Source organism: Microcoleus vaginatus PCC 9802, from assembly GCA_022701275.1.
In the GTDB taxonomy this organism is placed as follows: domain Bacteria; phylum Cyanobacteriota; class Cyanobacteriia; order Cyanobacteriales; family Microcoleaceae; genus Microcoleus; species Microcoleus vaginatus_A.
Genome location: CP031740.1, coordinates 5,371,576 through 5,386,236 on the forward strand (window position 1 = coordinate 5,371,576; position 14,661 = coordinate 5,386,236).

The following is a 14,661-nucleotide window of genomic DNA, read 5'->3' on the forward strand; positions in this document are numbered from 1 at the left end:
TGTCGATGATCATTTTTTGGACTTAAACAGTATATCTCTAAAGGATAAAATCATCTATGGCCATAGCCATATTCATTAAGACGCAGCTTGCTTGAGAACGACTTCGATGGCATCGCGCAAATGCTCTGAGTTGGGTAATAGTTTGCGAATCCGACTTTTCAACCAGGCCCAACACTTTTCAATTTGATTGAGATCCGGCGAATAGGTCGGCAGATAGACCAACTGACACCCTGTGGCTTCAATCAATTGGGTAATCCGACCGCCATGATGAAACGTCGCATTATCCATAATCACCCACTCACCCGGACGCAACACTGGAATTAAGCACGTTTCTAGCCAGGTCCCAAACACAGCGCGGTTGCATCCTCCCTCGACCGTAAATGGTGCAATAAATTGACCATCTCGGTACCCAGCGATCGTATTAATACGTCCCTATCGCCGACCTGATTTGAGGTCGTAGAAACGTTCCCCTACGGGTGAGTACCCGTAGCCATAGTTATCTCGTTCATCCATACCAGACTCATCGACATAGACCAGGTGAGGCGATGAAAGGGTTCGAGAGTTGCTCTAAGAAGGCTGCCGGTTTGGCTTCATCCCGTTGGCAATACCTGTATGTTTTTTTTTACGAGTATTGCCAATCTTCCGTAATGCCGGGGAAATCGTGCGTTGACTAATCTCCCCATCCCATAGCTGTGCCATCTCCGTTTGGGTTTTATCCCCATACACTTTGAGAAAGTCTCGAAACTTCTCCCAATCCCTGATCAAAGCCGTTCTGTTGGGATGCTTGCCTCGGCTTTGGCTTAACATCACCCGTTTCGGCTTTGCGTTGGAACCACAAGTTGATTGTATTGCGACTGATATTGAACAGTTGGCTCGCCTCACTTTTCTTGAGACTGGCCAGCTCAATCGCTGGCATTACTTTTTGCCGGAAGTCATTACTGTAAGGTTGAGCCATTGAAATCGGGTAGAGGCGATCGCAATCATTATAGTCCACCTCCTAACTACGCTGGCTATAGCTATAACTTGTCGGAGTTGTTATTATATCTGAGTTTCGAGGGCTTGGGCAATGGCAATAAACTGATTCATTCTCTCGCCACGAGCTTCATCCAGTTTCTGATATAATTCTCCTTCCTTTTTGCCTGCATGGATATCCATTGCAACTGCAACAACTTCTATAATTTGCCCTAGAGTCATCGCCACGTTAGTTATATTTTTGGCAATGTTGACTGCCTGCCAGGGCTTGCCGTACTTAGTGTGCTAATTTTTCTCAAAAAATTCCCCAAATCCTTGCGGGGCAATGTTTTTTAGCAATAATTACAGCGGTTTCCGCTGTATGTCTCAAATCTAATCACTTCAAACCCAATAATAAGGCGATTCCGCCGATCGCACCAACTACCCCCAAAACAGCCCGAATGCTCACTTTTTCGCCCGCCAGCACCGCTAAAGGCAGTATAAAGAGGGGACTGGTAGAACTGAGTGTTTGAGCGATTGCTGCGGGTGCATATTTCAGTGAAGTCTGTTGCAAGGAAATCCCGAGATAGGTTCCTAAAAAAGCTGCCAGAATTATTGCAGCTAATATTTTTGAGGATTTTAATTGTTTGAAACTGTCAAGGTTTTTTGGCTTCAAAAAGCATAGCATGACTGCCATGCCACCGCTCAAGCGCAAGGCCGCCGTCCACAGAGGATCGATATCTATTTGAGTGAAGGCGGCGCGGGATAAAATTGCTCCAACGGCGTGGGTTGTTTGTCCTAATAAACTAATACCTAATCCCTGCCAAAGATGTTTTGATGATAAGGTTGTTTCGGCTGTTCGTTCTGCAATTACCCACGCTACGCCACAGATTGTTAAAACAATGCCAGTACAAGCAATGGGCGATAACTTTTCTTGCAAAAATATTAAGCCCAATAAAGCTGTTAAAGGGGGAGATAGGGTTTCTAAAAGCAGCGTTCGCCTCGCGCCTAAATATTTTAATACGATAAAGAAAGCGGTGTCTCCGATGCCAATTCCTAGGCCGCCGCTAATCAGCAGCATTGCTAAAATATTAGGGTTGATTGCGGGTAAGGATTTTCCTAAAATTAGTACAGTGGCAAGGAGCATGAAAAGGGCGATCGCGCCTTTGAGCAAGTTGAGCATCACTGCGGGGATTTGCTGTCCTACTCGCTGCCAGATGGTAGAAGATAGAGCCCAGACAAATGCAGCGCCTAAAGCGGCGATTTCACCCATAAAATCTGTTGACTGTTGACTGTTGACTGTTGACTGTTGACTGTTAACGGTTGACTGTTGTCATTAGTTACCAATTCGCAATTCCCGATGCCCGATTCCTCATGCCATATAAATTAGGGTTCCCGGTAGCCTACCTGGAACCCTAGATTTATTAAGCTTTGTTAGCAGTGGGCGGTGAACATAAATCAATACCATCATGTCCGAATAGAGGAACGAAGCAATTCGCTTGCAGTTTGGGATTGCTTCGTTCCTTTCTTCAGACACCCAATATATATGTCTACCTACTGATTAACCTTGGGGTAATTCCGGAGATTGCGTAGGTTGAAATTGTGACCGCATATCTGTTCTTACCCAAGAACCAAAACGATCGGGACGAACGCATTCAGCATTCTCTAATTCGTCTTTGAGTCTCTTGGCGAAAGATTCAAAGATATCCCCTAAAGCCTGACGATCTGTTAAGCAACCTTGGAGAGCAATAAGTTGTTCCAGCGTCCAGTTATACAGTTGAGTGTCCCCTTGTTCAATGCGTAAATAGAACTGATTCTCAAACTGTGCAAGATTAGAGTAGAAGTTCTCAACTTCTGACTTGATCAAGTTGATATCCAGGTAGAATTGTTGCTGTCTCAATTCTGAAAAAATCGTATTTTTCAGGTTCTGCGTGAAGTTTTGGTTCAGCTCAGTTTTGACGATAGTAGAGACATCATTACGGAAGTTGAGAATCTTGTTATCCAAGCTAACATTAATGCGATTGTCAAGATCATTGACAATATTATTAGTCACTAACTGCACGTTGCTAGTGCTAGATTGATTAACAACCGTATTGATGCGAGCATCAATGTTAGATTCAATCTGCTGAATGACCAGATTTTTAATGTTTTGGCTTTGGTCAGCAATTTTGAGATTAACTACCGCATTAATCCGCTGATCGATGTCGTGTTGAATTTGCTGAACAATTTGAGTGTTAATATCGTGAGATAGATTAGACACTTTCAGGTTCACGACATTATCGATGCGTTGATCGATGTAAGTTTGCATTTGCTGAATCACCAGATTCTTCACATTCTGGGTTTGATCAGAAATCTTGATGCTCACCACATTCTCAACACGCTCATCAATAGTTTGTTGGACTTGCTGAATTACCTGATTAGTAATCTCTTGAGATTGATTGGCGATTTGGACATTAACGGAGTTACTAATGCGCTCATCAATATCAGTCGATATTTGATTAATTACCTGGGTATTAATCTCTGTAGACTGATTGGCAATTTTGATGTTAACTACATTCTCAATCCGTTGCTCAAGTTCAGTTTGCATTTGCTGAACTACGAGGTTCTTAACTTCTTGAGTCTGATTAGACACTTTGAGATTAACGACGGACTCAATACGCTCATTGAGTTCGGTTTGCATTTGTTGCAGCACTAAGTTTTTAATCTCTTGGGTTTGTTCAGAGATTCTTAAATTCACCTGCTCACTAACAAGGCGGGGAACTCGGGAAATAAATAAGTCGTTGAGAGTTTTGTTGAAGTACCCCGACCAATTGTGGAAATTCTGATTAAAACTAACTTCCATTTGTTGGGTAAGAGTCTTAAACATAAAGTCCAGCCGTGCTACCCTCATGCCTAAGTCTTTAGCTTGAGTTTGATAGCCTCTAAGCAGCCATTTTTCCAAATTGCCCCAATAAGCTTCTTTTTTCTCGTTCGAGTCCTCTGTTACTGTGATGGAAGTATTGATTTGGGAGGCCATTTGCTGCCACATTTGTTCCATCTGAGCTTGGTCAAAACTGAAGTTAAATCCACTGCCAATATTGATATTTTCAGTCCCCGAGCTAGTTGTACCACCAGTGGTAACTGGTATACCACCAGAGCTAGTTGTACCACCAGAGGTAACTGATACACCACCAGAGCTAGTTGTACCACCAGTGGTAACTGGTATACCACCAGAGCTAGTTGTACCACCACCAGAGGTAACTGCTGTACTACTAGAGCTAGTTGTACCACCAGAGGTAACTGCTGTACCACCAGAGCTAGTTGTGCTACCACCACCCACTACACTAACACTGCTTTCGCTGCTGCCCGTACCAGGTTGTACTGATGACTCTGCCTTTTCTTGGTCTACTTCTTCATCACTGATGTTGTTGATTTCTAAAACAACTTGCCCTTGGTTATCTTCTATGTATGTATCAAAAAAGAAGCCGGAGATGGTTGTTTTTTCTTTGACTTCAAAAATAACGTCATCTTTGAAGCCATTTAAGGAACACCAACTTTCGCTAACTTCATTTCCTGTCAACTTGGAGATAAAATTTCCCCCTTGAATCAAGAGTAACGCCCAAGGTTCTAATTGGAAATTTTTTGCTTCTGCTCCATAAGTGGCATTGCTTTCCCGAATCTTGACGCGATAGTTCCCAGGGGCTAACTCGATTGAATTAGCATTGGCTTTTTTAAGATTTGAGAGAGTATTGCTATCAAGCGGATAGCAGTTTGTCTTGCTATCAACGGTTAAAGTTTGGGGATTCTGTTGATTGCCAGTGATTGAAACAGTTACTTGTCCTTCATTATCAGCACTATAGATATCAAAGAATAAAGCGCAGACTACAGCTTTTTCTTTGATATCTAACTGCAATTTGTCGTTATAGCCGTTTAAAGTTGCCCAAGTTCCACCTGTCTCAACACCTGTCTTTGTGTTGATAAAGGTACTGCCATCAAGTCCATAAATCCAGAGAAAAACAAAAGGCTCACCGGCGGTATTGTCGGCACTATAACTGTAGCTACCACTGGTAATTTGGATGTCAAAAGTTCCTTTGTCTAATGTCAGAGACTTAGCAACATTTTGTTGCAAGTTATTCATCTGATCGGTATTGATAACGTAACAGTTTGCTTTGGCATCAATTGTTAACAGTTTCATAGTTGCCTCCCTAGTTGTAGTAGTTGTTTGTGCCGCTTGTGTAGCTTCAGTGTTAACTTTTGGAGTGATGGTTGCGATCGCTTCTGGTGCTGGTTCATAAACCGCAATTCCTGCCCAACGACCCCTAGGCTTGGTTTGAGCCACTAATGTGCCTTTACCTGTCTTGGTATTAATACGGATTAATTGACCGTCTTTTCCCAAGTTAAAAAATCTGCCCGTAACGCCATACAGGACATTGCCAACAAATTCCATACTGCCAATACCAGGAAATCCGGTATCACCAATCGTTTTAACTTCGCTAGTATCGAGATTGCATCTAGCAAGTAATTTCTTATTGTCGTAGCTAATTAATGTGATATATGCTATGCCATTGCTATCAAAGGCAAGTTCACCACAGTTGTAGTCCTTATTAGCTACGGTAGCTACTGGTGTACCTTTTCCTGTTTTGAGATCAAGGGCAATCAGTTGTTTAGCTGTGCTGGCATAAAGGGTTTGACGTTGGGCATTATAAGCCAAGCCTGCTGTAGCAAAGCCCGTATCCCCAATGACAGTCGTATCGCCCGTTTTGATGTCAATTTTAACGAGCTGGGTTGTGTCGCCTTCTCGATCAATGCCATAGAGCTGTGAATCAACAAAGGCAATATCATACACTTCTGTAATGATCTCACCGATGAATGTTGCTTTACCTGTGGCTAAATCAAGAGTATACAGTTTACTTAACTGATTGGAGACACAATCTTGGATATACACTGTCCCTGGAACCATAGCTAAATCCAAAGAAGATATATTGCTTGCCTGATTACTCATCTTTATCTTTTGAACTTGCCCAGCGATCGATCTCTCTAACCCGCAATACTGGTACAGGATGCGACAACTGATCCCTCTGAGCTTGTTTGAGCATATCTCCGAGTTGAGTGGTGCTGAGATCGTCGTAGGCTCGCGCCTGCGCCAAAAATTCGTCTACATTCAGTTTTTGGTAATCACTTAATGTGATATCTGCTATTAGACTTGTTTTGCCAAACTGTTAAGAAATCATAATCGAGGTTGCTGATGACGGTATTTCCCTTAGTGCTGATAAACTCAGCATCTGCTAGAATTGGTCGCAACTTTGACTGCTCCGGGGATGACTCTTAGTCTATCTAGAAGGGTAGATAATTGTTTTTTTAGTAATAAAGCGTAACATCTTTCTGTATCCGCTCAATAATCCGGGGTAAATCGCTCAACGATGCACCTCAAATGACGCAAAATCGTTCTTGAGTGGGTACTCCGCCCCGAATTATTGAGCGGATACATCTTTCTCATATTTCAGCCCACATTCCGCACCCTCAACTGTCACACGGACTGCTGAGGCTGAACGGAAAAAACTAATGATTTTTCAGGGAGTGCTTGTTTTCTCTCTAGTTATTGTCAATTAACAGGAATTAACGACAAGTTGGGTTCATCCTGAGCCTGACAGCTAATTCAACTTAAGTATTAGTGCTTAGTCTCACCTAGGTTGATCAAGCTTACAACCACCAAGAACACCAAAAGCCCCGTGTGACCGTTGAGAGTGCCGAAGGTGGGTTTTTGCTACCCCGCCCTAACTTGTTACTAAACAAACACTAACCAGTTATATAACTGGTTAGTGTTTGTTTTACTGGTTTGCTTTTCCGTAACCATTAACCAGATAACCCGATCAGCGATCGCCAAATTAAAACCCTGTCTAACCGTTAGACATTAGGTTCCCTGACAACGCGCTCTATCATTTTGTTTCCTCAAGCGTTATATTACTTTCGGACTTTAAGGTTAACCCTTTCCCGTCATTAAATTGAATCCTGACTTCATACTCTTTTTTTCCACCTGGAGAGGGCTGTGTAAGAGACATATGAGAGACGACTTTCCCATTGTATGTAGGCACCTGCATTATACTCATTGCTTTTACTCCTTGTTTTTTTACAACAGAACCCGGAAGAAACGAGTCGAAAACTGCCTAAATATAGATTGGATAGGCATTTCGACAGTTCAAGCAAATAACCCAGAGATCATCCATCAGATTATATCCCCAAGTGGCGTTCGCTACTTACTTTAAGTGGTGAGGCGATAGCTTACCGACCCAACCGCTGGCACTTCCCCAACACGCGATCACTGTCTGACGGTTAGACTGGGCAAAACAACAATTCCGCAACCCCAATTAACGCTTGAGTTGAAGATAATTTTACCCTCTTTCGTACCATTGGAAAGCTGCCACGCTCCTTGCTGTTTGATCGCCCCGACAATTTGTTTGGTCAGGAGCGATCGCCTGGAGTCGCCATTGAACGATCGCATTCTAGCCCACATTCCGCACCCTCAACTGCGTGTGTGCCAGTTGGGGGTGCGGAATGTGGGTTTCAGTGGTGCGAAGTCAGCAGCAACGAGCATATTATCGAGCTCGTACTCGCTCCATGCCATAGAGTTGTGAATCAACCAAGACAATATCATCAACTTCTGTAATGATCTCACCGATGAATGTTGCTTTACCTGTGGCTAAATCCAGAGTATAGAGTTTACTTAACTGATTCCAGACACAATCTTGGATATAAACTGTGCCTGGAACGATAGCTAAATCCAAAGAAGGTACATTGCTTGCCTGATTACTCATCTCTTTCTGTTTTTATTACATAAAAAAGCAGATGAAAGTAATAGTGCGGTTGGTCATGAGTTATTTCAACTGAAGTTCGGAAAATACTCGGCTACCAACCACAGCCACCAGAGAGGGCTAGATCAAGTGATGAGATATGCACTTGGAGCTACTGGGCTACCTAGCACACAGTTCTTTATTAATACATCACTAGCTTTTTTAGCAGTGGGCGGGGAGAGAATCGAACTCTCATACCTTTCGGTGTCAGATTTTGAGTCTGATGCGTCTACCAATTTCGCCACCCGCCCTTTTGGGTTTCACCATCATAACACACAGATCGATTTCCTGCAAGCAAAGATTCATAATCTTTTGAACTTGCCCAACGATCGATCTCTCTGGCGCGCAATACTGGTACAGGATGGGACAACTGAGCCGTCTGAGCTTGTTTGAGCATATCTCCGATCTGAGTGCTGCTGAGGTCGTCGTAGGCCCGGGCCTGCGCCAAAAACGCATCTACATTCAGTTTCGGAGCTAAAGTCGGCGAACCTCCGGCCAGTTTCATCAGCACGGATGCTACCACTTTTGGGTCTTGGGTGGCGAGCAAGGCGGCGCGATCGCACGTAAATTCGGCACACCGCAACCATTCCAACATTTGCGCCTGCAAACCCTGCACCAGCACGGTTCCCACAGGCGAAATTTGACCTGCGGCCAAGACAATTAAATTAGCCAGGGTCAGGTAAACTCCGTGCTCGCACTTCAAATGCCCCAACTCGTGAGCGATTACTGCCTTAACTTCCTCGTCTGTGAGCAAATCAATCAGAGAAGTGTGCATCACCACAAAAGGCTGTTTTCCCCGCATCGCAAAGGTGTAAGCATTTGGCATCGGATGCTGGCGGACATAAAGCTGCGGCACCTCCAAATCCAGAGTTTTGCAGGCATCCAAGAGCAATTGATGCAGGTGGGGCAATTGATTTTCGCCGACTTGGACGCTGGAAGCCAGATTTTCGAGCATAAAAAACTGTTCGCCAAGTTGTCCCAGCAACTGCCGCACCATCAAATCCAGGCCGGGCAGTTGTTTGAGAGTGCTGGTAGCTTCCAAGTCTAGCGGGTGGCGAAACTGGTCTGCTTTCAAACCGATGAGCGGTATGTTCGACATTTTAATCCTGAGTCATTAGTCAATAGTCACTGGTCGTTAGTCATTGGTCATTGGGAAATGGGAATTATGAATTGGCAATTGAAAAAGGTTGAATTATTTTTCTTTCTTCTTCCTTCTTCCTTCTTCCTTCTTCCTTCTTCCTTCTTCCTAATGACTAATGACTGCTGACTAATGACCAATTAACAGTTTAAACCCGATCGCACGGGATTGACAGGAGCCTCAGCAGTCGCCGGGTCTGTACCCTCTTTGACCCGCCGCAACTTCGCTCCCAATTTTTGCAGTTTCACCTCTAACTGCTCATAGCCACGGTCTAAGTGCTGCAAGCTGCTGATGGTTGTGACACCATCGGCTGCAAGTCCCGCTAGCACTAACGCCGCCGAAGCCCGCAAATCTGTTGCCACCACAGGCGCACCCGACAGCCGCGACACTCCCCGCACAATCGCGACATTGCCTTTAAGGCGAATGTCTGCGCCCATGCGGTTGAGCTCTGCTACGTGGCGCAAGCGATTCTCAAACACGGTTTCTTTGATCAAGCTGTCGCCTTCGCTCAGCGTGAGCAAAGCCATAAACTGAGCTTGCATATCTGTGGGGAAACCGGGATAAGGCAGAGTTTCGATGTCTGTGGCCGAGTGAGTTTGGCCGGGAACTATCCGCAAAATGTCGGGGGATTCTGCAATAATTTTCGCACCAATTGTCTTCAATTTAGCAATGACTGCGGTCAGGTGGTCGGGAATTACCGGCGACAAACTGATTTCGGAGTGAGTGATGGCTCCGGCTACTAAAAATGTTCCGGCTTCAATGCGATCGGGAATAATTGAATAGTCTACCGCGTGCAGCTTGGGAACTCCCGAAATGACGATCGTATTCGTGCCAGCGCCTTGAATTTTTGCTCCCATGGCGCGGCAGAAATTCGCCAAATCAGCGACTTCCGGCTCTTGAGCCGCATTTTCAATTATGGTTTCTCCTTCCGCCAGAGTCGCCGCCATCATCAAAGTTTCAGTTGCGCCGACGCTGGGGTAGTCCAAATAAATTTTGGCTCCTTTCAGGCGGCGGTTCGGCCCTTTGACGTAAGCGTGAACGGTGCCGTGGTCAATGTGGACTTCGGCACCGAGGGCTTGCAGACCGCGAACGTGGAGTTCAACGGGTCGCGCGCCGATGGCGCACCCACCCGGCAAGGGCACTTTGGCAAATCCCAAACGCGCTACCAGCGGCCCGATGATGAAGAAGCTCGCCCGCAGTTGGCTGACTAATTCGTAGGGGGCTTGAGCGTCTATGAGGTTGCTGGCGTTGATGTCTAAAACGTCCCCGTTCTGCTGTAAGTTGACTCCTACAGCCGAGAGAATTTGCCCCATGCGGGCGACATCGACTAGACCGGGAACGTTGCGGAGACGGCAATCCTCTGGGCAGAGCAAGGCTCCTGCCATGACGACTAAGGCCGAATTTTTGGCGCCACTGATTTTGACGTGTCCTTTAAGGGGTTCGCGACCCCAAATTTGTAATACTTGTTGTTCGTCGCTTTCAGGTGAAGCTGGCAGGTTAGATGAGTTCTGAGCTGGTGTAATGGGTTTGCCCTCCATAATGCGCTTCATTACTTTATACATTATTAATTTTGGTTCGATTTTACCGGAAAGTTTTTATATGTCTAGGGGTAACATTTGGAATTCCGGGAATTATATTTGCTGGCACTGTCTCTGGACAAGGCTTTCAGGTTTTAGCCCACAAATAATATCGATCGAGTCTCATGAAGTTATCTGTATCAAAATTTACGTTCATTTGTAGCGCTCGCTCGGATCTCAGATGTTGTACCTTTGTCAACGATCTTTTTAAGTAAAAGCGGACTCGGTTGTTAACAAAGGTGTAAGATATCGGTTCGATCGACCATGCCAGAAAGTTTACACATTGTCGATCGCCCCATTGCCTGTGCTACCCTGTGACAACAACCTAGAGCCAAAGCTACTCCTAGCATATGGTTCACATTAAACGGATCGAACTGACTAACTTTAAATCTTTTGGCGGCACGACGGCCATTCCCGTGCTGCCCGGTTTTACTGTGGTTTCCGGGCCCAACGGTTCTGGGAAGTCCAACATCCTCGACGCTTTGCTGTTTTGTCTCGGACTTTCGAGTTCCAAGGGAATGCGGGCTGAACGTTTGCCGGATTTGGTGAACAGCGCCCAAAACAAACGCGGTACGATCGAAGCTAGCGTGACTGCGACTTTTGCGCTGGAAGATGTGGGGGAGGAATGGTTCGCCCGGGATGAAGATGAGGAGGAAAATGCAGCAGATGAGTTATCTGTTGAAGCAGAGGAAGTCGAAGAGATAGATATTGCCGAAACTCAAGACAACAACGGCCAATCATCTGCCAATCGAAAATCCAAAATCGAAAATCGAAAATCGGAAGAGTTATCTGTTGAAGACGTAGAAGAGATTGAAATCGCAGCAACTCAAGACAACAACGGACAACTACTCGCTACCAATCGAAAATCCAAAATCGAAAATCCAAAATCGGATGAGTGGAGTGTGACGCGGAAACTTCGGGTAACTCGCCAAGGTACTTACACTTCAACTTATTACATTAACGGCCAACCTTGCACGCTGACTCAACTTCACGAACAGCTCAACCGCTTGCGAATTTATCCCGAAGGCTATAACGTCGTGCTGCAAGGAGACGTTACGAGCATTATTTCGATGAATTCTAAGGAACGCAGAGAAATCATTGACGAATTAGCTGGTGTGGCTCAGTTCGATCGCAAAATCTCTTTAGCTAGGCAGAAGTTGGATGAAGTTAAGGAGGTGGAAGAACGCAGCCGCATTGTAGAAAAAGAGCTGATTTCTCAGCGCGATAGACTGGCTTCGGATCGCACAAAAGCGGAAAAATATCAAAAATTGCGGGCAGAATTTCAAGAAAAATCGCAATGGGAAATTGTGCTTAAATTCCGTCAATTGCAGCAGCAACAATGGAAGCTGCGAGAACAAATCGAAACGGGCGATCGCACTTCGGCATCTCTCACAGAACAACTGCAAGCAATTAGTACCCAAATTCAAGAAGCAACCGCCGAACTTGACGCACTGAATGCCCGCGTTAAAGCTTTGGGAGAGTCGGAATTGTTGGCTTTGCAAGCGACGATTGCAACTCAGGAAGCGGAACGGCGGCAACTGCAAAACCGCAAACAGGATTTGGAAAAAACTGCTGGGCAAATGGCGGCTAATATAGCACAAACCGAGCAGGAAGTTCGCCAATTCCGGCAAAGTTTGGAGCAAATTGAGATTGAAATATCTTATGTTAAGTCTCAGCAGGGGAGTTTTCAGGAACAGCGGGACGCAGCCCAGCAAAGTTTAGATGAAAGTCGGGAAGTTGCAAATGCGATCGCCTCGACGGCCGAAGTTTGGGTACAGCAGCAAACGGAACTGCACCGCCAAATCGAAACAATTCAACAAACTTTGGAACCGCAGCGTACAGAACAAGCTACTATCGGAGAAAGAGCCGATCGCCTGCAAAGTCAAATTCAAGAACAAAACCAATCGCTGCAAGTATTGGAACAGGAAATTGCAGCGAAAAAAGAGCAGCAATCTCGCCTTGGGGAAACCAAAGGCGTTGCATCTTTGCAAGTAGAATCGCTGACTCAGATTTTAGTCGAAGCCGAACAAGAATTGCAACTGCAACAGGAAACTCAAACTCGTTTGTTGGAAGAACAGCGGGAAAGACAGCGCAAATTAGACAAACTAGAAGTGCAGTTTCAAGCACTGCAAGAAGCGACGGGAACGTTTACTGCAAAAATTGTCGCGCAAAGCGGAATTGGCGGAGTTTGTGGCTTGGTGGCTCAACTCGGCAGGGTGGAACCGCGCTATCAGTTGGCGCTGGAAATTGCTGCAGGCGGGCGCATGGGAAATATGGTGGTGGAAGATGACAGCGTGGCTGCTGCTGCGATCGAATTGCTGAAACAAAAACGGGCGGGAAGGATGACGTTTTTGCCTTTGAATAAGATTAGAGGCGGCAGGTATTCGGTGAATGAAAATTTGCGGCGCGCGGCTGGGTTTGTCGATGCGGCTGTTAATTTGATTGATTGCGATTCCCGGTATCAGGAAATTTTTGCTTACGTTTTTGGCAGTACGGTTGTGTTTAGCAACCTCAGCGATGCCCGCCGCTATTTGGGACAGTACCGGATTGTCACTTTGGACGGGGAAATTTTGGAAACTAGCGGGGCGATGACTGGGGGAAGTTCTACTAATAGATCTACCTTGCATTTTGGCACGGTTGAGGCTAGTGAGGCTGCTAGTGAAGCCCGGACGATCGCATCTCTGCAAGAAAGGTTGGAGGAAATTGAGCGGATTTTGGAACGGTGCAAAATTGCGATCGATCGCGCTTCTGTTGCAGTCAAAACTCGCAGCCAAGAATTGATGGAAGCGAAACAAAATTTGCGCGAACATCAGTTGCGCTTGGAACAGTTGGATTCAGAAATTAAGAATTTGCAAGCGCAACAGGAACAAGTGCGATCGCAAATTGCGAAAAATACACAGGAATTAACTAATTCGCGATCGAGATTGCAGTTGCTGGAGGGAGAATTGCCCGCACAGGAAACTCAATTGCAGCAATACCGGCAAACTTTGGCGCAGTTGGAAGAGTCCAACAGTCACAGCGAATGGCAGCAAATGCAATCGAGTTTGCGCGCTCTAGAAGCGCTGCTCCAAGAGCGAGAATTGGCTCTGAGAAACGTCCAGCAGCGCCTTGTAGACTTGGAAAATCAATTCGGGCGTTTGGAAGACAAAATTAAGGAAGGTAGCGAGAAATTGCAGGAATGGCAAGTGCAGCAAAACGCGGGGGCGGATGCACTCGATCGCATTGTTTCGCAGCAGTTAGAACTCGATCGGCAAATTGCGGAAGCTAAGGCGGCTTTGGGGGAAATTGAGGAAAAATTGGGCGTGCAGAAGGGAGATCGCGATCGGGCGGAATCTCAACTGCGAGAACAGCATTTAGCCAAACAGCAGTTACAATGGCAGTTGCAAAAACTCCACGAAACCCAGCAAGAACGCCGGGAACAATTGAGCGCAATCCGCACTCTATTGGAAGCGCAGCGGGCGGAAATGCCCGACCCCGTGCCCTCGATTCCTGAAAATGTAGAGAAAGCCAATTTGACGGAATTGCAGCAGGAAGTAAAGGCGATCGCCAAACGCATTCAAGCTTTAGAACCGGTCAATATGCTAGCCTTGGAAGAGTACAACCGCACTCAAGAACGCCTTCAAGAATTGAGTCAAAAATTGACGACATTGGAAGGAGAACGCACTGAACTGCTGTTGAGAATCGAAAACTTTACCACGCTCAGGCGGCGCGCTTTTAAGGAAGCTTTCGACGCGGTTAACGAGAACTTCCAGACTATCTTTGCGGAACTTTCCGAAGGCGATGGCTATCTCCAGCTAGATGACCAGGAAGACCCCTTCAGCAGCGGCTTGAATTTGGTTGCTCACCCGAAGGGGAAACCCGTACAGCGACTGGCTTCCATGTCTGGGGGCGAAAAATCATTGACGGCGCTGAGTTTTATTTTTGCGCTGCAACGCTACCGCCCGTCTACGTTCTACGCTTTTGATGAAGTGGATATGTTTCTGGATGGGGCAAATGTGGAGCGATTGGCTAGAATGATAAAACGACAGTCTGAACAAGCCCAGTTTATTGTTGTGAGTTTGCGGCGACCTATGATTCAATCGGCTGAGCGTACAATTGGTGTTACTCAAGCCCGGGGAGCTTATACTCAAGTCATAGGACTGAAGTTGTAGTCCCGGAGTCTCTGTTA

The 14,661-nt window shown here is 45.9% G+C and carries 6 protein-coding genes, 1 tRNA gene and 3 pseudogenes; 1 reads left to right on the forward strand and 9 read right to left on the reverse strand.

The features are described 5' to 3' along the window. Positions 1 to 75: 75 nt before the first annotated feature. From D0A34_22135 to murA, 9 genes and pseudogenes are all read right to left on the reverse strand, one after another. Positions 76 to 955: pseudogene (locus D0A34_22135) on the reverse strand (IS630 family transposase). A gap of 393 nt (positions 956 to 1,348) precedes the next feature. After that, entirely contained in the window at positions 1,349 to 2,224 is an 876-nt protein-coding gene (locus tag D0A34_22140) for an EamA family transporter (GenBank protein UNU21180.1), read from the reverse strand. Between the two features lie 288 nt (positions 2,225 to 2,512). Then, positions 2,513 to 5,482, reverse strand: a pseudogene (locus D0A34_22145) (hypothetical protein). A 442-nt stretch (positions 5,483 to 5,924) separates the two neighbouring features. Next, positions 5,925 to 6,098: pseudogene (locus D0A34_22150) on the reverse strand (peptidase M48). A gap of 1,148 nt (positions 6,099 to 7,246) precedes the next feature. After that, positions 7,247 to 7,441 carry a hypothetical protein gene (locus tag D0A34_22155; GenBank protein UNU21181.1) on the reverse strand — a complete coding sequence of 65 codons (195 nt, stop codon included), beginning with the start codon at positions 7,439 to 7,441 and terminating at the stop codon, positions 7,247 to 7,249. 82 nt (positions 7,442 to 7,523) lie between these two features. Continuing rightward, complete coding sequence (locus tag D0A34_22160; protein ID UNU21182.1) at positions 7,524 to 7,742, reverse strand: hypothetical protein; 219 nt, start codon at positions 7,740 to 7,742, stop codon at positions 7,524 to 7,526. 205 nt (positions 7,743 to 7,947) lie between these two features. Beyond that, a tRNA-Leu gene (locus tag D0A34_22165) sits at positions 7,948 to 8,029 on the reverse strand. Further along, a complete protein-coding gene (locus tag D0A34_22170; protein ID UNU21183.1) occupies positions 8,008 to 8,877 on the reverse strand; it encodes a M48 family peptidase in 870 nt (289 codons plus the stop codon). Before D0A34_22170 ends, D0A34_22165 begins: the two co-directional genes overlap by 22 nt. Positions 8,878 to 9,056: 179 nt before the next feature. Further along, a complete protein-coding gene (gene murA, locus D0A34_22175; protein UNU21184.1) occupies positions 9,057 to 10,478 on the reverse strand; it encodes a UDP-N-acetylglucosamine 1-carboxyvinyltransferase in 1,422 nt (473 codons plus the stop codon). Between the two features lie 365 nt (positions 10,479 to 10,843). Between murA and smc the strand changes: the two genes are divergently transcribed. Beyond that, a complete protein-coding gene (smc, locus tag D0A34_22180) occupies positions 10,844 to 14,644 on the forward strand; it encodes a chromosome segregation protein SMC (GenBank protein ID UNU21185.1) in 3,801 nt (1,266 codons plus the stop codon). Positions 14,645 to 14,661 lie beyond the last annotated feature (17 nt).